This window comes from Halalkalibacter sp. HAAS-P014 (assembly GCF_056619965.1).
The window spans coordinates 17,974-39,773 of record NZ_JBWQTV010000005.1; the positions used below are offsets into that span (position 1 = coordinate 17,974).

The following is a 21,800-nucleotide window of genomic DNA, read 5'->3' on the forward strand; positions in this document are numbered from 1 at the left end:
CTTTCTTCTTATTGCTATAAGGAGATGGTAGAATAATGCCTGACTTAAGAAAACGGTTAATTCACGTCCATAGTTGTCCAGTTATGACAAGGGCTCTATTACGTACAATCTTGGTTCAAGACCCCGAGTTAAAGCATGTCTATCAATTTTCAATAAAGGATCTTTCAGAGCAGTTCTTGATCCCCTTTGAGCGAGCCGAGATCCTATATAAGTATTTACATGCAACTACCCCTGATCACACCCTCGCTAGCCTTCATTCAAAGCGTATATTTACAATTACACTGCTTGATCACGATTACCCCTTGTTGTTAAAAGAAATTTATGACCCACCATTGGTTTTATACGGAATTGGAGCAAAGAAAATAATCAAGTCAGAAAGGCGTTTGGCTGTCATAGGTACTAGACTGCCTACGAAAATAGGTATTCAAACAGTCTCAGCCCTTATCCCTGAGATCTCAAGACAGAATTGGACGGTCGTTAGTGGGTTCGCTCGTGGAATAGACTCGTTAGCTCATTCTCAGGCAATAAAAGCTGGAGGTGAAACAATAGCTGTTCTCGGTTCAGGTTTGGCTCATATCTATCCGAAAGAAAATTTTCATTTATTCTCACAAATGTCGAAAAATCATCTTCTCCTCTCAGAATACCCACCTAATACACCACCCCAAAAATGGCATTTTCCTGCTCGGAATCGGATCATAAGTGGCTTATCTAAAGCGGTACTTGTGGTTGAAGCGAAAGAAAAAAGTGGTTCACTAATTACGGCAGATCAAGCATTAGAGCAAGGAAGAGACGTTTTTGCAATTCCGGGTTCTATCTTCTCTCCACAATCAAAAGGCACCAACCTATTAATCCAACAAGGAGCTAAATTAGTAATAGATGAGAAAGATATTTTGCAAGAGTTAGAGTAAAAAAATTTAATAAAAACTGTTTTTTCGACAAAAAACAACCTCTTTTTGTTCTGGTTGTTGTTAACTTCTGTTTGACAAATAGCAAAAGTGTGTTTAATAATAGGGAAGATTTTAATATTATCTTCGAGAGAGAGGGAGTTGCTTACATGGCCGATTATTTAGTAATCGTTGAATCTCCCGCCAAAGCAAAGACCATTGGAAAATATTTAGGGAAAAAATTTATTGTGAAAGCTTCAATGGGACATGTTAGAGACTTACCAAAAAGTCAAATGGGAGTAGATGTAGAAAACCGTTATGAGCCCAAGTACATTACAATTCGTGGAAAAGGTCCCGTTTTAAAAGAGTTAAAAACCGCCGCAAAAAAAGTGAAGAAAATTTACCTCGCGGCTGACCCCGATAGAGAAGGTGAAGCGATTGCATGGCATCTTGCTCACAGTTTATCTATTGATGAAAACTCAGAATGTAGGGTTGTTTTTAATGAAATCACTAAACAAGCGATTAAGGACGCTTTCAAAACACCTAGACCAATAAATATGGATTTAGTTGATGCCCAACAGGCACGGAGAATTCTTGATCGTTTAGTTGGATACAATATTAGTCCATTATTATGGAAGAAAGTAAAAAAGGGATTAAGTGCAGGGCGAGTTCAATCCGTTGCTGTTAAGATGATCATTGAACGTGAAAATGAGATACAAAACTTTGTCCCTGAAGAGTACTGGAGTATTCCGGCTCAGTTTTCACTTGAGGGCGAAACGTTTGATGCAAAGTTTTATGGTATAAGTGGGAAAAAACAAGAGTTAAAGTCAGAAGATGAAGTAAAGCAAATTCTTGCCAAATTAACGAGTAATCAATTTGACGTAGCTTCTGTAAAAAAGAAGGAGCGTAAACGTAATCCAGTTGCTCCCTTTACTACTTCTTCCCTTCAACAAGAAGCCGCTCGTAAGCTAAACTTTCGCGCAAAGAAAACAATGATGATTGCCCAACAATTGTATGAAGGAATTGAGCTTGATAAGAAAGAGGGAGCAGTTGGTTTGATCACGTACATGCGTACGGACTCAACTCGAATATCTGAGACAGCTCAAGAAGAGGCAAAGCAATACATTGAACAAACGTTTGGTGAGGAGTATATAAGGAAAGAAAAGCGTGCAGTTAAAAAAGATAAAAAAGCTCAAGATGCTCACGAAGCAATTAGACCAACTTCAGTTTTTAAAGATCCTAAGACAGTAAAAAGTTACTTATCTAGGGACCAGTTAAGACTTTATAAGCTTATTTGGGAAAGAATGGTTGCAAGTGAAATGGCACCGGCAATAATGGATACAATGACTGTTGATATTGAACAAAATGGTGTCCAGTTTAGAGCTACGGGTTCAAAAGTGAAGTTTGCCGGGTTTATGAAAGTGTATATTGAAGGAAACGATGACGGTAAAAAAGAAGAAGATCGACTACTTCCTAATCTAGAAGAAGGGCATAAGGTTGAAAAAGTGGAAATTGAGCCGAATCAACACTTCACACAACCACCGCCTAGATATACTGAAGCTAGACTTGTAAAGACGATGGAAGAGCTTGGGATAGGGCGCCCGTCAACCTATGCACCTACTTTAGATACGATTCAAAGAAGAGGTTATGTTTCCCTTGAGGATAAGAGGTTTGTGCCGACAGAACTTGGACAAATCGTATTGGAACTTATCGTTGAATTCTTCCCAGAGATCCTTGATGTAGAATTTACAGCGAAAATGGAAAATGATTTAGATTCAATTGAAGAAGGACAGCAGGAATGGATACGTATTATCGATGAGTTCTACAATGGATTTGAAAAGCGTTTAGCAGTTGCAGAAGAAGAAATGAAAGAAGTAGAAATTAAAGATGAGCCGGCTGGTGAAGATTGTGAGAAGTGTGGTCATGAGATGGTTTATAAAATGGGCCGTTACGGTAAATTTATGGCGTGTTCTAACTTCCCAGACTGTCGCAATACTAAAGCAATTGTGAAAGAAATAGGTGTAAAGTGTCCTTCTTGTAAAGAAGGTAACGTTGTAGAACGAAAGAGTAAAAAACGACGTATCTTTTATGGTTGTGACAGATATCCTGAATGTGAATTTATCTCATGGGATAAACCGATTGCAAGACCTTGTCCAAAGTGTGAAAAGATGCTTGTAGAGAAGAAGACGAAAAAGGGTGTTCATGTGGAATGCTCAGCTTGTGATTACAAAGAAGATGCCAATTAAAGACTTGAATATACAAATCTTGAAGTTGGCTCTTGGATTGTGATAATATAGTTTATTGATGAGAGAGGGTGGCTCAGCAACTAAAGAGTCTGATTCGTAAACTGGCACAATACAAGTTGGTGTATAATACGCACTAACTCGAGTGCTACTAACGAATTGGATCTCTTTTTGAGTCACCCTCATTTCTAATGTGAAGTTGGAGGGATTTTTTTGTCTGAGCAACATGTTAACGTGATCGGCGCTGGGCTTGCAGGTAGTGAAGCTGCTTGGCAGCTTGCTAAGCGTGGTGTTTCGGTCCATCTATATGAAATGCGTCCGGTAAAGCAAACGCCGGCTCACCATACTGATAAATTTGCTGAATTGGTTTGTAGTAATTCGTTAAGAGGGAATGCGCTTACTAATGCCGTGGGCGTTCTAAAAGAAGAGATGCGTAATTTAGACTCAGTAATCATTGAGGCGGCTGATGGTGCCTCTGTGCCTGCAGGAGGGGCATTAGCAGTTGATCGGCATGAATTTGCCGGGACAGTGACAGATCGAGTTCGAAATCACCCGAATGTGACTGTATTCAATGAAGAAATAACTTCGATTCCTGAAGGCCCGACGATTATAGCAACAGGTCCTTTAACATCAGAGCATCTTTCTAAGGAACTTAAGGAGTTGACTGGAGAGGAATACTTATATTTCTATGATGCGGCAGCACCAATTATTGAAACAGACTCGATTGATATGACAAAAGTTTATAAGAAGTCGAGATATGATAAAGGAGAGGCTGCTTACTTAAATTGCCCAATGACAGAAGAAGAATTTGATCGTTTTTATAATGCTCTCATAGAGGCAGAGACGGTACCTCTAAAAGAGTTCGAGAAAGAAATCTTCTTTGAAGGATGTATGCCAATAGAAGTTATGGCAAAGCGTGGAAGAAAAACAATGCTTTTTGGACCAATGAAGCCCGTGGGATTAGAGCATCCTGAGACAGGTAAGAGGCCTTTTGCTGTTGTCCAATTAAGACAAGATAATACCTCAGGTACACTGTATAACATTGTTGGATTTCAAACGCACCTGAAATGGGGACCTCAAAAAGAAGTATTGCAGTTGATTCCAGGTTTAGAAAATGCAGAGATTGTTCGTTATGGAGTAATGCATCGAAATACGTTTATTAATTCTCCTAATTTGCTTAAATCTACATATCAATATAAGGATCGCGATGATTTATTCTTTGCTGGACAAATAACAGGAGTAGAAGGATATGTGGAATCTGCAGCAGCTGGATTAGTAGCAGGAATCAATGCTGCTAAATATGTACAAGGGGAAGAATTAATTACTTTTCCGGAAACAACTGTTTTAGGAAGTATGGCTGCCTATATCACAACAGCGAATAAAAAGAATTTTCAACCTATGAATGCAAATTTTGGTCTTTTGCCGCCATTAGAAGAACGAATTCGTGACAAAAAAGAAAGGTATGAACATTTGGCGAACAGAGCGTTGAATGCGATTCAGAATTTTGTGAAAAAAGTGTAAATATCGTTGTCATAGCTACTAAATCATGATAGAATTTAGTAGCTTTGCGAGTGTTAAAAGGAGTGTTTTAAGTTGAATGAACAGTCCTGGGTAAATTTATTTGTTTCATATTTACAATTAGAAAAGAATAGTTCTATACATACGGTTACGAATTATAAAAGAGATATATACGACTTTATGGAATTTATGAACGTCCGTGGAATTTTTTCCTTTTCTGACGTGACGGTGCAAACTGTCCGAGGATATTTATCACTTATGTTTGATAAGCAATATTCAAGAAAAACCGTTTCAAGAAAGATATCTGCATTAAGAAGTTTTTATATGTTTCATATGAGGGAGAATCGGGTAAAAGAAAATGTATTCATGTCAGTCGTTTTACCTAAAAATGAGGATCGCCTACCCCATTTTCTCTATGAAGAGGAGATGGTGGAGTTATTTGACTCATTAAGAGGACTGAAACCAATTGATCAAAGAGACCGGGCTATTTTGGAGCTGCTTTATGCAACGGGCATGAGAGTAAGTGAGTGCAGCCAATTGCAAATTGATAATATAGATTTTGCAATTGGAACAGTGTTAGTGGTTGGTAAAGGACGGAAAGAACGGTATACACCGATTGGAGCATTTGCAATAGATGCTTTACAGAAGTATATTGAAAATGGAAGAAACGACCTTTTAACGAAAGCAAAGCAAAGCAATAATACTTCATTGTTTTTAAATTACCGTGGTGGAACACTCTCAGATCGCAGTATAAGAACGATTGTTCAAAAGAGGATGCAACAGGTTAGTAGCAAACGACTTCGACCTCATGATATCAGACATTCGTTTGCAACACATATGTTAAATAATGGAGCCGATCTAAGAGTGGTGCAAGAGCTACTAGGCCATGAGCATTTATCAACAACGCAAATTTACACACATGTTACAAAAGATCGTTTGCGAGAAGTATATAAACATTCTCATCCAAGGTCTTGAAGGGTGTAAGGAGGATAATGATGGATCAAACTTTTCATGCTACAACAATATTTGCAATCAGGCACAATGGAAAGTGCGCAATGGCTGGTGATGGTCAAGTAACGTTTGGAAATGCTGTTGTGATGAAACATACTGCAAAGAAAGTGCGTACTATTTATCATGGCAAGGTGATTGCTGGGTTTGCTGGTTCGGTGGCTGATGCTTTTACTTTGTTTGAAAAATTCGAAAGTCGTCTCGAGGAGTATAATGGCAATCTCCAACGTGCTGCTGTTGAATTAGCAAAAGAGTGGAGAAGCGATAAAGTTTTGAGAAGACTTGAGGCTATGTTAATCGTGATGAATAAAGAGCACTTATTGCTTGTCTCAGGGACAGGAGAAGTCATCGAGCCAGATGATGGAATCCTTGCGATAGGGTCGGGTGGAAATTATGCATTGTCAGCAGGACGAGCGTTAAAGAAGCATGCGCCTAATTTATCAGCTAAAGAAATTGCGCAAGCTTCTTTAGAAACAGCTGGAGAAATATGCGTTTACACAAATTTAAATATTGTTGTTGAAGAACTAAACTAGTGTGTGATACCAAATAGGAGAGTGGTAATGTGAAGTCAAATCTAACTCCTCGAGAAATTGTTAACCGTTTGGACCAGTTCATTGTCGGACAGGAAGAAGCAAAGAAATCGGTTGCAATTGCGTTGCGCAATCGTTATCGCCGTAGTTTACTTGAAGAGAAGATGAAGGATGAAATTACACCCAAAAACATTTTGATGATCGGACCAACTGGTGTTGGGAAAACTGAAATTGCTCGTAGATTAGCTAAGTTAGTAGGAGCACCATTTGTGAAGGTAGAGGCTACAAAATTCACTGAAGTTGGATATGTTGGACGAGATGTTGAATCAATGATCAGGGATTTAGTAGAAACAAGTGTCCGAATTGTAAAAGAAGAAAAAATGCATAAGGTACGTTCACAAGCTGAAACGAATGCAAATGAGCGAATTGTTGATTTGCTTGTTCCTCAAGCAAAAAAGCAGTCTTCTTATAAAAATCCATTTGAGATGATATTCGGTCAACAAGGTGCACAAGAGGTAGAAGAAGATCAAAGTGAAGACGCAAATCTATCACAAAAACGTCGTCAAATGGCACATAAGCTTGCGTTAGGAGAGCTTGAAGATCATTTGGTGACTGTGGAAGTAGATGAACAGTCACAAAGTTTTATGGATATGTTTCAAGGGCAAGGCATGGAACAAATGGGCATGAATATGCAGGAAATGCTTGGTGGAATGTTACCTAAAAAAAGAAAAAAACGACGCTTACCAGTTTCGGAAGCTAGGGCGGTCTTAACGGAAGAAGAGGCGCAAAAATTAATTGATATGGATGAGGTGACGCAGGACGCTGTATCACGAGCTGAGCAACTCGGAATAATATTCATCGATGAAATTGATAAAGTTGCTAGTAAAGGTCAACAGTCAGCAGATGTTTCACGTGAAGGGGTTCAACGTGATATCTTACCGATTGTAGAAGGGTCCACTGTTGTAACAAAATATGGTTCTGTTAAGACTGATCATATCCTTTTTATAGGTGCAGGAGCTTTCCATATAGCAAAACCATCCGACCTTATACCTGAACTGCAAGGTCGCTTTCCTATCCGTGTAGAGCTGGCCAATTTAACTGTTGAAGATTTTGTTCGCATCTTAGTTGAACCAAATAATGCTTTAATTAAACAGTATGTGGCACTTCTAGAAACAGAAGGTATAAAAGTTACATTTTCAGACGAAGCTGTTCATAAGATTGCGACAATTGCAACAGAAGTAAATCAAGAAACGGAGAACATCGGTGCAAGACGATTGCATACGATTCTCGAAAGATTACTTGAGGATCTATCCTTTGAAGCACCAGATATAAATTTAGAAGAGATTGTTATTACACCAGAGTATGTAGAAGAAAAGTTAGCTTCTATTGCAAAAAATCGAGATCTTAGCCAATTTATTTTGTAAAGTAGTAGGAGGCAGTTATGGATTTACTAACAAGAACAAGAAAAATTAATGAAATGTTACAAAAAACAGGTGTACAGCATGTGAATTTTAAGGATATGGCAGAAACGCTTCGCGATACAATTAGTGCAAATATATTTGTTGTTAGTCGTCGTGGTAAGTTATTAGGTTATGCCATTAAACAAGAAATTGAAAATGAGCGTATGAAAAAGATGTTAGAAGAACGTCGTTTTCCAGAAGAATACACAGATGGCCTCTTCAAAATTGATGAAACTTCATCTAACCTTGATATTGAAAGTGAATATACTGCTTTCCCTGTTGAGAATAAGGAATTATTTAGCAAGGGTCTAACGACAATTGTTCCAATTCAAGGTGGGGGACAACGTCTAGGAACGCTAATCCTTGCACGTTTGAATGATTCTTTTAACGATGATGATCTTATCTTAGCTGAATATGGTGCAACTGTTGTTGGGATGGAAATTCTTCATGAAAAAACTCAGGAAATTGAAGAAGAAGCAAGAAGTAAAGCGGTTGTTCAAATGGCTATCAGCTCACTTTCATATAGTGAACTTGAGGCAGTTGAACATATCTTCCATGAATTGGATGGGAAAGAAGGCTTGCTTGTTGCAAGTAAAATAGCTGACCGTGTTGGTATTACGCGTTCAGTCATTGTAAATGCTCTTCGTAAATTAGAGAGTGCTGGTGTGATTGAATCTCGTTCATTAGGGATGAAAGGAACTTATATTAAGGTCCTGAATGACAAGTTTCTATTAGAATTAGATAAGTTGAAAGCAAAGTAAATAAGCTGAAAAAAGAACGTATTAATTACGTTCTTTTTTTGTTCTATTCTACTGAAATATGATATGATTTCCCCTTGTATAATTGTATAAATAAGTCGAAAATTGGGTCAAATCGACAATAAATAACAACATACGCATAGTGTTATGTTACTAAAGTCCTCTTTATTTTTTGGTTCTTTTATCTCGAATTGAACACTACCAGAAATCGGTGTTAGACTTTTAGAGTTGGATTTAATACAATTCTCATAGATAGTATGTGAAAACATGTGAAAATGAAAAAAATGTCGGATGAGTAAAATGTGTCGAAAGGTGATGTGTCGTGGATCTTTTTGGAAGTAAATCGTTTCAAGTACTAGAAAGGGGACTTGCCGGTTCTCAATTGCGACAACAAGCGATTACGCAAAATATTGCAAATGTAGATACAGCAAATTACAAAGCTAAACAAGTTAGCTTTAAGCATACATTAAATGAAGCAGTGAATAATTCTTTGAAAGCGAATAGGACAGAAGAAAGGCATTTTGAATTTGGCAATAGATTAACCGAACCATTCGTTCAAACTAATAGGCAAACAATGTATAACCATAACGGAAATAATGTTGATATTGATTTGGAAATGGCGAACTTAGCAAAAAATCAAATCTATTATAATTCTCTAATTGATCGAATCAATGGAAGGTTTTCTAGTTTACAAACTGTAATTAGAGGAGGGAATTAAATTTGTCTATTTTTACTGGATTTAACACAAGTGCTTCTGCATTAACTTCACAACGTTTACGAATGGATGTTGTCTCTGCTAATATGGCGAATGCTGAAACAACTAGAGCATCAATTGTTGATGGGGAGTGGCAACCGTATCGGAGGAAAATGGTTGTGATGCAACCTAATGAGAAACAGCCATTTGCACAATTTTTAAACAGAGCACTCAATGAATCTACTAATGACATTGGTAGTGGGGTAAAGGTTTCTGGAATTATCGAAGACGAGACGCCTTTTAAATTAGTGTACAACCCTGAACATCCGGACTCTAATGAACAAGGGTATGTTCAAATGCCTAATGTAGACCCTCTGAGAGAAATGGTTGATTTAATGAGTGCTACTCGTTCTTACGAAGCGAATGTAACATCTTTAAATGCTTCTAAAAATATGTTATTAAAAGCTTTAGAAATTGGTAAATAGGAGAGTTATCTATGAATATACAAGGTGTACATTCAACACTTTTACAACCCACAACATTAACAAAACCTAAATATACACCAGCAGAGGCACAAAATACTTTTAAAACTGCATTAAGTCAAGCTATAAAAGATGTGAATGGGATACAACAAGAGTCTGCTAAAAAAACAGAGCTTCTTGCAAAGGGAGAAATTGATAATTTACATGATGTAATGATTACCGGACAAAAAGCAAGCATTACACTACAAGCAACAGTTGAAGTGCGAAATAAAGTGGTTGAAGCCTATCAAGAAATAATGAGAATGCAAGTGTAATTTCGAAAGTCCGTTTTTGGAGGAAGGAGACCACATGAACGAAAAATTAATAAGCTATAAAGAGCACCTCACAGAATATTGGAGTGGTCGGACAAATAAACAAAAAGGTATTTTGATCGGTTCTATTATTTTAGTCATAGTGCTTCTGATCCTTTTGGTGTTTTTTGTATCTAGATCAAATTATGTTGCTCTTTATAATAATTTAACTTTGCAAGAGACGGGACAAATTAAAGAAACTTTAGATGCGCGTGGCATACCTTCGACCATTTCTGATAACGGGACGACTATTATGGTACCAGAACCTTTAGTGGATTCACTAAAGGTTGAACTAGCGGCAGAAGGCCTTCCGAGAAGTGGAACAATTGACTATAGTTTTTTTCAAGACCAAATGGGCTTTGGGATGACTGATAGCGAGTTTTCTGTTATGGAAAGGGCTGCTATGCAAACTGAATTAGGTAATTTAATAAGGAACATTAATGGAGTTCATAACGCAAATGTCATGATCACTTTACCGGAAGAAAGTGTATGGTTAAATGCAGCAACTGAGTCCGCGACTGCTGCTGTTGTACTAGATTTATCACCTGGTTACCAGCTGGAACCAACACAAGTGCAAGCGCTTTTTCACCTTGTATCGAAAAGTGTTCCAAACCTCCCTATAGAAAATATCGTCATTTCTGATCAGATGTTTAATGATTATTTATATGAGGGTAATGATCATAGTTCGACGTTTTCTGCCTATGAACAGCAAAGGTCAATTCAACGTGAGATTGAGCGTGATCTAACACGAAACCTTCAACAAATGTTAGGAACTGTTGTAGGGCATGATAAGGTGATTGTTTCGGTATCAACTGATATAGATTTCACTCAAGAAAATCGAACTGAAGCATTAGTTGAACCAGTGGATCCCGAAAATATGGAAGGTATCGCAGTTAGTATTGAAAGGATTGCTGAGACATATGAAGGTGAAGGCACTGTTGAAGGTGGTGTCGTTGGAGCAGGAGATGAAATTCCTAATTTCCCTGGGGGAACTGGTCAAGGCCCATCAGAATGGGAACGAACTGAAGATCGTATTAATAATGAAGTGAATCGTATAAACCGTGATATTGTAGAGAGCCCTTATAAAATTCGTGATCTTGGTATTCAAGTAATGGTAGAACCTCCAGATGGATTAGATGTTTTGCCACAAGATAGAATGGATGACATTTCGCAAATGTTAGGGACAATCGTTCGTACGAGTATCTCGGGTGTTTATGCTGAAGAGCTTACTCAAGAAGCAATAGATGAAAAAATTATTGTTTCTTCACAACCATTTGACGGAAAAGTTACACTTGATCAACAACCGATCCAAGCTATTCCGGCGTGGATGTATGTGGTTGGAGGAATACTGATCGCACTTATTTTAATTCTCGTATTCTTGTTGTTTAGAAAGAGCAAGGTAGTAAATGAAGAAGAGTTTGTAGAAGAAGAAGTTAGATATGAAGTACCAGATCTTCCAAATGAAGAGGATAGTTTATCAGCAACAAAACGTAAACAGCTAGAGAAAATGGCAAAAGAAAAGCCGGATGAATTTTCGAAGTTATTACGTACATGGTTATCGGAAGATTAGGAGGGAAAGATTTGGTTACTACAAATAAAGGCTTGACTGGAAAGCAAAAAGCAGCAATCCTCCTCATTTCTCTTGGTCCTGATGTATCAGCCCAAGTCTATAAACATTTATCAGAAGAGGAGATTGAACAATTAACTCTTGAAATAGCAAATGTTAGGAAAGTTGATAGTGGTATGAAAGAAGAGATTCTTGAGCAGTTTCATTCTTTAGTCCTTGCCCAAGATTATATTGCTCAAGGTGGGATTGGTTATGCTAAAAGCATACTTGAAAAAGCACTAGGTGAAGAAAGTGCTATGGACATTATTAATCGGTTGACATCAACTTTGCAGGTTAGACCTTTTGATTTTGCGAGGAAGGCGGATCCGTCGCAAATCTTAAATTTTATCCAAAACGAACACCCTCAAACGATCGCTTTAATATTATCCTATTTGGAATCTGTGCAAGCAGGGCAAATATTATCAGAGTTGCCACAGGAAGTACAAGCCGATGTGGCAAAACGAATTGCTGTTATGGACAGTACGTCACCTGAAATTGTCAATGAAGTTGAGGCAATCCTAGAGCAAAAATTATCATCTACAGTGACTCAAGATTATACAGCTGCTGGTGGAATTGAATCGGTTGTCGAAGTCCTCAATAGCGTTGATAGAAGTACAGAACGAACGATTCTTGATGCTCTAGAAATACAGGACCCTGAGCTTGCAGAAGAGATTAAGAAAAGAATGTTTGTTTTTGAAGACATTGTTACCCTTGACAACCGTTCGATTCAACGGGTTATTAGAGATGTTGAAAATGAGGATTTACAGCTTTCATTGAAAGTTGCTAGTGAAGAAGTTAAAGATATTGTCTTTAGTAATATGTCTCAAAGAATGGCAGATACGTTTAGGGACGAGATGGAGTTTATGGGACCTGTTCGCTTACGAGATGTAGAGGAAGCACAATCAAGAATTGTTGCGATTATCCGTCGATTAGAAGAAGCTGGTGAAATTATTATTGCTCGTGGTGGGGGAGACGATATTATTGTCTAAAATTATCAAGTCACGAAATAAAATGAATATCGATACTGAATTCAAACAAATTTCAATACGTAATCTGTTTGAAGAAGGGGCTCGCGATAATCCTAATACACCTTTTTTCAATGAAAACGATCAATTGCATGAAATAGAGCAACTTGAGTTAAAAATAGATCAGCTAAATAATGATATTGTAAAGGCCGAGCAACGAGCCGCACAAATTATTGAAGCAGCTGAGGCAGAAGCTGGAGCGCTTCGGGAGAAGGCAGCGAACGAACAAGAACAAGCAAAAATTAAGATGGAACAGATTAAGCAACAAGCTCAGGAACAAGGATATCGAGATGGTTATGAACAAGGTCAAGTGGAAGGACTCGATACTTACGCTTCATTAATTGATCAAGCTCATCAAATTATCAAACAATCTGAACTTGATTATGATAAAACGATTGAGTCTTCACAACCAGTAATTATCGAGTTGGCTGCGGCTTTAGCGCAACGTATGTTAGAGAAGAAGTTAGAAGAAGATGAGATGTTATGGTCTTCTTTGCTTCAACAAGTAATGATAGAAGTTAGAGAGCACGAGAATGTAAGAATCTATGTACATCCTGAGTGGTATGAGAAGACAATTCAACAAAAAGATGAGTTAGAACAGTTGCTTAGTCACACTGAAAATCTATTTATCTACCCAGATGCAGGATTAATGAAAAATGGATGTGTGGTGGAGTCAAAATACGGGCGTATAGACGCAACCGTTGATAAACAACTAAATGAATTAAAGGTTAAGTTGCTTGAAAGATTAAGGGAGGAGGCTGACGATGAGCGTAAAGGAACTTATTAAGTCAGTCTCTACACTCTCTCCTTACAAGTGGTACGGGAAGGTTACAAGGGTTGTTGGGTTAACTATTGAATCAAAAGGTCCGAAGGCATCGATTGGAGATCTTTGTTATATAATTGTCGATAAAGCAAATGGGACGAAAGTGAAAGCTGAAGTAGTAGGCTTTCGTGATGAAAATGTTTTACTGATGCCTCTAAACGGTACGATGGAGATTTCGCCTGGTAGCTTAGTTGAAGCAACTGGTAAACCATTACAAATAAAAGTGGGAGCTGGATTGATTGGAAAAGTAATAGATGGTTGTGGAGAATTACTTTCCAAGGAGAAATTACCTAAAGGGCTTACCTCTTTTCCAACGGATAACCCTCCCCCTAATCCATTATTAAGACCTCGAATTAATGAGAAAATGTCTCTGGGAATCAGAGCGATTGATTCACTTTTCACAGTAGGAAAAGGACAGCGTATTGGTATTTTTGCAGGAAGTGGTGTTGGGAAAAGTACACTTTTGTCAATGCTAGCTAAAAACTCTGCAGCTGATGTCAATATTATCGCTCTAATTGGTGAGAGGGGACGAGAAGTAAAAGATTTTATAGAAAGAGATTTAGGGGAAGAGGGTTTACGGAAGACCGTTTTAATAGTAGCAACATCTGACCAACCTGCTTTAATGCGTATAAAAGGGGCGATGACCGCAACAGCTGTCGCAGAATATTTTCGAAACCAAGGCCTGCACGTAAATTTAATGATGGATTCTGTGACACGTTTTGCAATGGCACAACGAGAAATTGGGTTAGCAGTAGGGGAGCCTCCTACGTCAAAGGGGTATACGCCTTCTGTCTTTGCGATGTTACCTAAATTATTGGAACGATCAGGAACAAACATAAGAGGCAGTATTACAGCATTTTATACGGTCTTAGTAGATGGAGACGATATGAATGAACCAATAGCTGATGCAGTGCGAGGGATCTTGGATGGGCACTTAGTGCTCGATCGTAAGTTAGCAAATAAAGGACAATTCCCAGCTATAAACGTTTTGAAAAGTGTAAGTCGTGTTATGGCTGATATCGTGGATGAGACTCATAAGGCAATTGCTGATCAAGTTAGGACCTATTTATCAGTCTATGATGAAAATGAAGATTTAATAAAAATTGGAGCATATAAACGAGGAGCCTCAACGGAAATTGATGAAGCGATTCAAATGAATTCGAAGATTATCAATTTTTTAAAGCAAAGTACGCAAGAAGTCGTAACCCTTGATCAGTCTGTCGCCAGATTAATTGATGAGTTTGAAAAAGGGGGACGTAAGTGATGTCTTTCCAATTTACCTTACAAAAAGTCATGCAAGTGAGAGAAAGAGAAAAAAATAAAGTACATGCTGAGTACCAAGAGTCAATTGATCAATTTGAACATGTAGCAACACAATTGTACGAATTACTTAAATATAAAGAGGAATTACAAGATAATGCCCGTAAGCAAATCGTAGCAGGTACATCTATATTTGACCTGCAACAAAATCAAAACGAACTCATGCGTCTGCAACAAGAGATCCAACAGAAGCAACATTTAACTCAATCAGCACGTGAAAAAATGAACGGAAAAGAAAGAGAGTTACTAATTAAAACAATCGAAGTTAAGAAATATGAAAAAATGAAACAATTAAAACATGAACATTATTTAGAAGAAGAAAAGAGACTAGAACGAATGCAGATGGACGAGCTCTCGATTCAATTATTTGCAAAGCGTTGAAATAAGGTGAAAGCATGAGTAAGAAAGAAAGATCTTATAGCAAAATACAATGGTTTTTTCTTGTGATTTGTATACCAATTCTTTTTGCAATTATTTTATTTGCAGTTGTTTTTTCTTTTTTAGGCTTCGATGTACTCGATAAAGCAAAGGGAGTTGTTTCAAACATACCAGTTCTCTCTTCGACAGTTTCAGAGGAAAAAGAGATTGAAGAAATTGATGTGAATATACTGCATGAGCAAATTGCTGAGCAAGAAGCAGACATCGAACGGTTGATAAATGTGATTGCAGGGAATGAAGAAGAGATTCTCCTCTTAAAAGATGAGATTGAGCAACTAGAAGAAGAAGTTGAACTAGAAGAAGAAGTACAGGTAGAAGCAAATCTAGAGTTAAAAGATATTGCCAGAACATACGAAGCTATGTCAGCTAAAAATGCTGCAAGAATCATATCGGAATTACCGATAGAAGAGGCACTGCTGCACCTTTCTCAGGTTTCAATCAATGATCGAGCTGCAATTCTATCAAAAATGGAGAGTGACCTTGCGGCAGAGTTAATGAGTAGGTTTGTAGAATAATAACCATCTAGCGATATGACTGAAAGGAGGTGAAATAGTGAGTGGAGTGTTAGTAACATCAGGGTCTTTGCATATGAATTCCACCCCAACTTCGGTCCCTTTAAAAGTGAATTCAAAGGAAGGTGGAACCAGTTTTTTGCAATTGTTAACTGGTCTGACTGAATTGACCGAAACAACAATAGAAACAAAAAAGACAACTAGTTTTGAAGGTGATATACATGAATCTCATCTTCTTTCAGACAAAGTTGATCCATTGTTGAAACCGAATCTTGAAACACGACATGAAGAAACTCAGGTTGATCAAGAGTTATTGCCCAATGAATGGCTAGAAGAGTTTAGGACTGTATGGGATTCTTCTAAAGAAGAAATCTTTGATGAAGTATTGAAATGGCCTGAAGAAAAACAGTTCGCGTTTATTGCATATTTTTATTCGAATGCAGATTTACCATCTAAGGGGCGTTTTGAAGAAATTGTTTCTCAAGATTTTATGCTTAAATTAGAATCTATACTAGAAAAAACGCAGTTTAAAAATGTTAATAGAGAAGATGCTGACCTACTACTGAATCGGCAGCTTATAGAGCTGTTGGTGGATGGTAACGTAAAAGCTGAAAATATACAATTAAATATTAATCTAGAGGAAAGTACATTAAAAAGATATAGTCAGTTAATTGTAGAGATTTTAAATGAAAGAAGTTTAACAAATCCAGGTAGAACCTCGTTCGACCAAGATCTGGAAAAGAAAAGTGAGCTAACTCAAACGGACCTAAATGCCAAGGATATAGCGAGAGTTAACAGGTTATCTCAAGAAGTTGTGCAAAGTGATGGAAGTGTTGAGATGCCAAAATCTCGACTAACTAGCCGACAAAATGAACAGGTGGTAGCTGCTGGCACACTAGGAACGGAAAATGAAACAAAGGGATCTCAACCTATCGAAAGAATGACCAGGTTAGAGCAGATGCCATTATACATTAGTGATAGACTTCCTAAAGAATTACAGCAACAACAGTTTTTACGGCAATTTCAAACGATATTGAAACGTGGAACATTCATACAAAATCAACAAGGGGCACAAACATTTTCAATTAAGTTGTTTCCAGAACATTTAGGACGATTAAATATTCAACTTATTCAAGTTGAAGGAGCTATGACAGCTCGTATTTTGACTGGTACAGCTGCAACTAGAGACCTTATCGAATCGCAAATTGCACAATTACGACAAGCGTTTATTCAACAACAAATAACGGTTGAACGAATTGAAGTGAGTTATCAAGACAATGAATTTTCAAGAGAAGATCAGCCAAAAGAGGACTCTGACTCTAAGGAAGAACCGGCAGAGGAAATTGACAGTGAAGACGAGGTTTTATTCCAAGACGTCTTAAATGAAATTACAATAAATGAGCAAATATAGGTGATAGGATGACTAGTATCCATGAAGGATTGATACTTAATAGCAACAAACCAAAACAAATGGAACAATCGAATCAGGGGATTTTAGGGAAGGATGACTTTTTGAAGATTTTAATTACCCAACTTCAAAATCAGGATCCGGCAAATCCTATGGACGATCGCGAGTTTATTTCACAAATGGCCCAATTCTCTTCTTTAGAGCAAATGACAAATATGAATCAAGCGATGCAGAAATTTGTTTCGATGCAATCGAGCCAAAACTTAGTTCAACATAGTGAACTGATTGGTAAGAAAGTTCAGTGGAAGCGTGAAGCGCCAATTGATGAATACCGATCAAGGACAGAATTTCTTGATAACATAGTAACGTCAGTGAAACTTGAATCAGACGGACAATTACGGATTCAGCTTGATGACGGTAGATGGATCAGTAATGAACAACTAGTTCAAGTAAGTAAGGCAGATGAAACACTGAAAACAAATGAAGTATAAAAAATAGAGCTATAAGGATGTGGCGTGAAAATGGATCCAAGGATTCATGCACAATCATTGCATACACTTCCAAAGCCCGCTCGTAAAAATGTTAAACCATCACAAGTGAATCAATTTCATAAATTATTACAACAGGAGTTAGAAACGACAACAAAGCTAGAGCTGAGCAAACATGCCAAACAGCGTATGGATGTTAGGGGAATTGAATTTTCTCAGGAAGAATGGTTGGCAATCCAAGATAAGGTCAAGGAAGCAAAATTAAAAGGTGTAAAAGACTCTTTAGTTATTACTAATACTGCTGCACTAGTTGTTAGTGCAGAAAATGATACAGTTATAACGGTATTAAATCGTGAAGAAGCACAAGCCCAAATCTTTACCAATATAAACGGTACAATTATTATGGATTAAAAAAATGGACTGGACCCGATAAGGGAAGTCGTTTGACTGTGGACTGACAGAAGCAGTCAATAGGAGGAGAAGATCTAACATGTTACGTTCAATGTACTCAGGTATTTCTGGAATGAACAATATGCAAACGAAATTGGATACAATTGGAAATAATATTGCCAATGTGAATACTTTTGGATATAAAAAGGGCCGAACAACGTTTAAAGATATGGTTAGCCAACAAATTGCTGGCGCATCAGGGCCGGGAGAGAATTTAGGTGGTACTAACCCGAGACAAGTCGGGTTAGGTTCACAATTAGCTTCGATTGATACAATTCATACGCAAGGTAGCCTTCAAAATACAAATCGTGAATTAGATCTTGGAATTTCGGGAGATGGTTATTTTAGGCTGATGGAAGGAGACAATACTTTTTATAGTAGGGCAGGTAACTTTTATTTAGATCAAGATGGTAACATTGTTAACTCAGATGGTTACTATCTACTAGATGAAGATAATGGGATCATAAACATACCTGCAGATTCGCAAAGTTTTAGTATTAGTCAAACGGGTGCAGTAAATGTTATTGACGCAGAAGGAAATTTAGATACAGTTGCTATGATCTCGTTAGCATACTTTGCGAATCCTGAAGGGTTACAGAAGGCAGGGAGTAACCTTTATCAAGTTTCTGTAAACTCTGGAGACGCAGATGTCACAACTCCAGGTTTAGAAGGGACAGGCTCGTTAGTTGCGGGTACGTTAGAGATGTCTAATGTCGATTTATCAGAAGAATTTACAGAAATGATTGTTGCTCAACGTGCATTCCAAGCAAATACTCGAATTATTACAACATCCGATGAAATTTTACAAGAGCTTGTAAACTTAAAACGATAAACTAAATTTAGTATTTTTAACTATACTATGACCATTTCTAAGGAGGATTGGGCTAGCATCGTCTAGCCCATTCATTTATCTATGATTGAACTTATTCGTTTGAACGGTCAACCGTTCCTGCTAAATGCAATGTTAATAGAACAAATTGAGGCTTTTCCCGATACAACAATTACACTTATAAGTGGGAAGAAAATAGTCGTTCGTAACTCTATGGAAGAGGTAAAGAAGATTATCAACAGTCGGTTTACTCAAATAGGACTAATTTCGGTTCATAAAAATGTGGAGGGGTCTTGATGTTTAAAAATAAGCTAGTAAACATAATGCTCATCATCTTAATGGCCCTGACGCTTGTCGGTGTGTTGGTATTAGTACTCGTTAATCAATATATGCATGAACCCGATCCAAACGCTGAGCCAACAATCGACGAGATTATTAATTTATCGTTTGAGACGAATGAAATAACGACAAACCTGCTCTCTAATGATTATGTCCGAGCTTCGTTTCGGATACAAGTAGATAACAGGTCAGCATTAAGTGAAATAAAGAAAAGAGATTTTCAAGTAAACAATATTATTATAAGATCTCTATCAAGTAAGCGCTCATCAGATTTAACCGGTTCTGAAGGGATTGAGACATTCGAAAGTGATATTCGTGATCAAATAAATATACTGATGCAAGAAGGAGAAGTTGTTCGAGTATATACAAATACTTGGATCATTCAATAACGGTAGTTGTACATCGGGATAAAGAGGTGAGGGTCTTGGCTGACGTTTTATCGCAGGGTGAGATTGATGCCCTGTTATCAGCACTTTCTACTGGAGAAATGAATGCTGAAGAATTAAAAAAAGAAGAAACAGAGAAAAAAGTAAAAGTGTATGACTTTAAAAGAGCTTTGCGATTTTCAAAAGACCAGATTCGTAGTCTTTCTCGAATACATGAGAATTTCGCTCGCCTATTAACCACTTATTTCTCTGCTCAATTACGAACATACGTGCAAATCTCAGTTACATCTGTTGATCAACTTCCGTATGAAGAATTTATACGCTCTATCCCTAAAATGACGATACTGAATGTGTTTGAACCGTATCCATTAGATGGAAGGTTGTTGATGGAGATCAATCCTAATATTGCTTATGCTATGTTAGACCGTTTGTTAGGGGGAAAGGGAGTTAGTGTTAATAAGATAGATAATTTAACTGAAATTGAAACAAGAATCATGTCACAACTTTTCCAAAGAACATTGGATAGCTTTCAAGAAGCGTGGAGTTCGGTAATTGAACTTGATCCTGTTATGGAAGAGATAGAAGTGAATCCCCAATTTTTGCAAATGGTATCTCCTAATGAAACAGTTGTTGTTATATCGCTGTCTACAACCATTGCAGAAACATCAGGTATGATTAATATTTGTCTACCACACGTTGTATTAGAAGAGGTATTACCAAAACTATCAGTTCATTATTGGATGCAGGAGAAGAAAAAACAACGACAATCTGGGGAAATAGAAAGTATTGAAACTAACATAAGAAGGGCGCCATTAGTAATTCAAACGGAGCTCGGTTGCTCTGAAATTTCTATTCATGAATTTTTACATTTAAGTGTTGGAGACGTGATTGAACTAGATCAACCTATCAATAGACCACTTACTGTTAAAGTTGGTGGTGAACAAAAATATTATGCACAACCAGGGAAAATCAAAAACCAAGTTGCTGTCCAAGTAACGGAAATAATTGAGGAGGCAGAGGAAAATGAATGATGACATGCTTTCCCAAGACGAAATTAATGAATTACTAAAAGGTGTAAGTGGTCCAGATGAAGATGAAGCGAAGGATCGTGACGAGGCACTACAATTATCGGACTATATAACAGAAATTGAAAAAGATGCTCTAGGTGAAATAGGGAATATATCTTTTGGAAGTGCTGCGACTGCATTATCAACTTTATTAAATCAAAAAGTTGATATTACCACGCCACAGCTTTCTGTAATCTATAGAAAGAAACTAGAGGAAGAATTTCCTCAACCTCATGTTGCTGTACATGTCGAATACACAGAAGGGTTTCAAGGGGTAAATTTACTAGTTATCCAAACGAAGGATGCTGCTATCATTGCCGATTTAATGTTAGGTGGTGATGGAATTGATCCTTCATTAGACTTGAGTGAGATGCACATTAGTGCTGTGCAAGAAGCAATGAATCAGATGATGGGATCTGCTTCTACATCGATGTCAACGATTTTTAATAAACGGGTAGATATTTCTCCTCCTGGAATTGACTTATTGGATATAAAAAAGGACAAAGGTACCTCTCAAGTTCCAGAAGATGAGATTCTTGTTAAGACTTCTTTTCGTCTTAAAGTAGGAGATTTAATAGATTCAAATATCATGCAGTTACTATCGGTTTCGTTTGCAAAGAATTTAGTCGAAGAATTGATGAATCCTAATGAAGATACTATTGAGGAAGAAAAACCGAAACTAGAGGCGCCAACAAATCAACTAAACTCCGAGCCGGTGCAAGAGGCCGTCAATACGCATGTAGAGGAAAAAGATAAGGTATCTACAAATGATGGTCTTTATGAGCAACCTTCAACTGTTCCATATGAACAACGAGCCCAGCAACACTTAGGAGGGTTTGCTGAGCGTAATGTAGACGTTCAACCTGCTGCTTTCTCTACTTTTGAAACACCTAATCTCACACAAAGTGAGTCTAACAATCTAGATATGTTATTAGACATTCCACTTCAAGTAACAGTTGAATTAGGAAGAACGAAACGATCAATTAAAGAAATTCTTGAATTTACACAGGGTTCTATAATTGAGCTTGATAAATTAGCTGGTGAACCAGTTGATATTTTAGTTAATCAAAAATTGATTGCTAAGGGAGAAGTTGTCGTAATAGATGAGAATTTTGGTGTTAGAGTTACGGATATTGTAAGTCAACAGGATCGGATTAAAAATTTAAAATAGGAGGCAATTAA

At 37.4% G+C, this 21,800-nt stretch carries 24 protein-coding genes; all 24 read left to right on the plus strand.

All coding sequences use genetic code 11. The features are described from left to right. Nucleotides 1-35 precede the first annotated feature (35 nt). Nucleotides 36-908, plus strand: coding sequence for a DNA-processing protein DprA (gene dprA / locus AC1FXZ_RS03860; RefSeq protein WP_480051177.1), 873 nt, complete (start codon nucleotides 36-38; stop codon nucleotides 906-908). 146 nt (nucleotides 909-1,054) lie between these two features. Beyond that, nucleotides 1,055-3,130: a type I DNA topoisomerase gene (gene topA, locus AC1FXZ_RS03865; RefSeq protein WP_480051179.1), complete on the plus strand. Its 2,076-nt coding sequence runs from the start codon at nucleotides 1,055-1,057 to the stop codon at nucleotides 3,128-3,130. A gap of 210 nt (nucleotides 3,131-3,340) precedes the next feature. Beyond that, a complete protein-coding gene (gene trmFO, locus AC1FXZ_RS03870) occupies nucleotides 3,341-4,648 on the plus strand; it encodes an FADH(2)-oxidizing methylenetetrahydrofolate--tRNA-(uracil(54)-C(5))-methyltransferase TrmFO (RefSeq protein ID WP_480051181.1) in 1,308 nt (435 codons plus the stop codon). 72 nt (nucleotides 4,649-4,720) lie between these two features. Continuing rightward, nucleotides 4,721-5,620: a tyrosine recombinase XerC gene (xerC, locus tag AC1FXZ_RS03875; RefSeq protein ID WP_480051183.1), complete on the plus strand. Its 900-nt coding sequence runs from the start codon at nucleotides 4,721-4,723 to the stop codon at nucleotides 5,618-5,620. Nucleotides 5,621-5,640: 20 nt separating this feature from the next. Continuing rightward, the gene (gene hslV / locus AC1FXZ_RS03880) at nucleotides 5,641-6,186 is read left to right on the plus strand and encodes an ATP-dependent protease subunit HslV (protein ID WP_480051185.1); all 546 of its coding nucleotides are present in this window, start codon (nucleotides 5,641-5,643) and stop codon (nucleotides 6,184-6,186) included. Between the two features lie 29 nt (nucleotides 6,187-6,215). Continuing rightward, on the plus strand, nucleotides 6,216-7,607 hold the full coding sequence (hslU, locus tag AC1FXZ_RS03885; RefSeq protein WP_480051187.1) for an ATP-dependent protease ATPase subunit HslU: 1,392 nt from the start codon (nucleotides 6,216-6,218) through the stop codon (nucleotides 7,605-7,607). A 17-nt stretch (nucleotides 7,608-7,624) separates the two neighbouring features. After that, on the plus strand, nucleotides 7,625-8,404 hold the full coding sequence (codY, locus tag AC1FXZ_RS03890) for a GTP-sensing pleiotropic transcriptional regulator CodY (protein ID WP_480051189.1): 780 nt from the start codon (nucleotides 7,625-7,627) through the stop codon (nucleotides 8,402-8,404). Between the two features lie 319 nt (nucleotides 8,405-8,723). Further along, entirely contained in the window at nucleotides 8,724-9,119 is a 396-nt protein-coding gene (flgB, locus tag AC1FXZ_RS03895) for a flagellar basal body rod protein FlgB (RefSeq protein WP_480051191.1), read from the plus strand. Between the two features lie 8 nt (nucleotides 9,120-9,127). After that, nucleotides 9,128-9,580: a flagellar basal body rod protein FlgC gene (flgC, locus tag AC1FXZ_RS03900; RefSeq protein ID WP_480051517.1), complete on the plus strand. Its 453-nt coding sequence runs from the start codon at nucleotides 9,128-9,130 to the stop codon at nucleotides 9,578-9,580. Nucleotides 9,581-9,591: 11 nt separating this feature from the next. Beyond that, nucleotides 9,592-9,891, plus strand: a complete 300-nt coding sequence (gene fliE, locus AC1FXZ_RS03905) for a flagellar hook-basal body complex protein FliE (RefSeq protein WP_480051193.1) — start codon at nucleotides 9,592-9,594, stop codon at nucleotides 9,889-9,891. Between the two features lie 34 nt (nucleotides 9,892-9,925). Next, entirely contained in the window at nucleotides 9,926-11,497 is a 1,572-nt protein-coding gene (gene fliF, locus AC1FXZ_RS03910) for a flagellar basal-body MS-ring/collar protein FliF (RefSeq protein WP_480051195.1), read from the plus strand. Nucleotides 11,498-11,508: 11 nt separating this feature from the next. Continuing rightward, nucleotides 11,509-12,522 carry a flagellar motor switch protein FliG gene (gene fliG, locus AC1FXZ_RS03915; protein WP_480051197.1) on the plus strand — a complete coding sequence of 338 codons (1,014 nt, stop codon included), beginning with the start codon at nucleotides 11,509-11,511 and terminating at the stop codon, nucleotides 12,520-12,522. Beyond that, nucleotides 12,515-13,345, plus strand: a complete 831-nt coding sequence (fliH, locus tag AC1FXZ_RS03920) for a flagellar assembly protein FliH (RefSeq protein WP_480051199.1) — start codon at nucleotides 12,515-12,517, stop codon at nucleotides 13,343-13,345. Before fliG ends, fliH begins: the two co-directional genes overlap by 8 nt. Further along, nucleotides 13,323-14,645: a flagellar protein export ATPase FliI gene (gene fliI / locus AC1FXZ_RS03925; protein WP_480051201.1), complete on the plus strand. Its 1,323-nt coding sequence runs from the start codon at nucleotides 13,323-13,325 to the stop codon at nucleotides 14,643-14,645. Before fliH ends, fliI begins: the two co-directional genes overlap by 23 nt. Beyond that, nucleotides 14,645-15,082: a flagellar export protein FliJ gene (gene fliJ, locus AC1FXZ_RS03930; RefSeq protein WP_480051203.1), complete on the plus strand. Its 438-nt coding sequence runs from the start codon at nucleotides 14,645-14,647 to the stop codon at nucleotides 15,080-15,082. The genes fliI and fliJ overlap by 1 nt, the downstream gene beginning before the upstream one ends. Nucleotides 15,083-15,096: 14 nt before the next feature. Beyond that, nucleotides 15,097-15,654 carry a MotE family protein gene (locus tag AC1FXZ_RS03935; RefSeq protein WP_480051205.1) on the plus strand — a complete coding sequence of 186 codons (558 nt, stop codon included), beginning with the start codon at nucleotides 15,097-15,099 and terminating at the stop codon, nucleotides 15,652-15,654. Between the two features lie 37 nt (nucleotides 15,655-15,691). Next, the gene (locus tag AC1FXZ_RS03940; protein ID WP_480051207.1) at nucleotides 15,692-17,062 is read left to right on the plus strand and encodes a flagellar hook-length control protein FliK; all 1,371 of its coding nucleotides are present in this window, start codon (nucleotides 15,692-15,694) and stop codon (nucleotides 17,060-17,062) included. Between the two features lie 8 nt (nucleotides 17,063-17,070). Further along, complete coding sequence (gene flgD, locus AC1FXZ_RS03945; protein ID WP_480051209.1) at nucleotides 17,071-17,550, plus strand: flagellar hook assembly protein FlgD; 480 nt, start codon at nucleotides 17,071-17,073, stop codon at nucleotides 17,548-17,550. 30 nt (nucleotides 17,551-17,580) lie between these two features. Continuing rightward, complete coding sequence (locus AC1FXZ_RS03950) at nucleotides 17,581-17,958, plus strand: TIGR02530 family flagellar biosynthesis protein (protein WP_480051211.1); 378 nt, start codon at nucleotides 17,581-17,583, stop codon at nucleotides 17,956-17,958. Between the two features lie 79 nt (nucleotides 17,959-18,037). After that, on the plus strand, nucleotides 18,038-18,829 hold the full coding sequence (gene flgG, locus AC1FXZ_RS03955; RefSeq protein WP_480051213.1) for a flagellar basal body rod protein FlgG: 792 nt from the start codon (nucleotides 18,038-18,040) through the stop codon (nucleotides 18,827-18,829). Nucleotides 18,830-18,910: 81 nt separating this feature from the next. Beyond that, the gene (locus AC1FXZ_RS03960; protein WP_480051215.1) at nucleotides 18,911-19,123 is read left to right on the plus strand and encodes a flagellar FlbD family protein; all 213 of its coding nucleotides are present in this window, start codon (nucleotides 18,911-18,913) and stop codon (nucleotides 19,121-19,123) included. Then, a complete protein-coding gene (gene fliL / locus AC1FXZ_RS03965; RefSeq protein WP_480051217.1) occupies nucleotides 19,123-19,554 on the plus strand; it encodes a flagellar basal body-associated protein FliL in 432 nt (143 codons plus the stop codon). Before AC1FXZ_RS03960 ends, fliL begins: the two co-directional genes overlap by 1 nt. A gap of 35 nt (nucleotides 19,555-19,589) precedes the next feature. Then, nucleotides 19,590-20,582: a flagellar motor switch protein FliM gene (gene fliM, locus AC1FXZ_RS03970; protein ID WP_480051219.1), complete on the plus strand. Its 993-nt coding sequence runs from the start codon at nucleotides 19,590-19,592 to the stop codon at nucleotides 20,580-20,582. Beyond that, nucleotides 20,575-21,789, plus strand: a complete 1,215-nt coding sequence (fliY, locus tag AC1FXZ_RS03975) for a flagellar motor switch phosphatase FliY (protein WP_480051221.1) — start codon at nucleotides 20,575-20,577, stop codon at nucleotides 21,787-21,789. The genes fliM and fliY overlap by 8 nt, the downstream gene beginning before the upstream one ends. The last annotated feature ends 11 nt before the right edge of the window (nucleotides 21,790-21,800 follow it).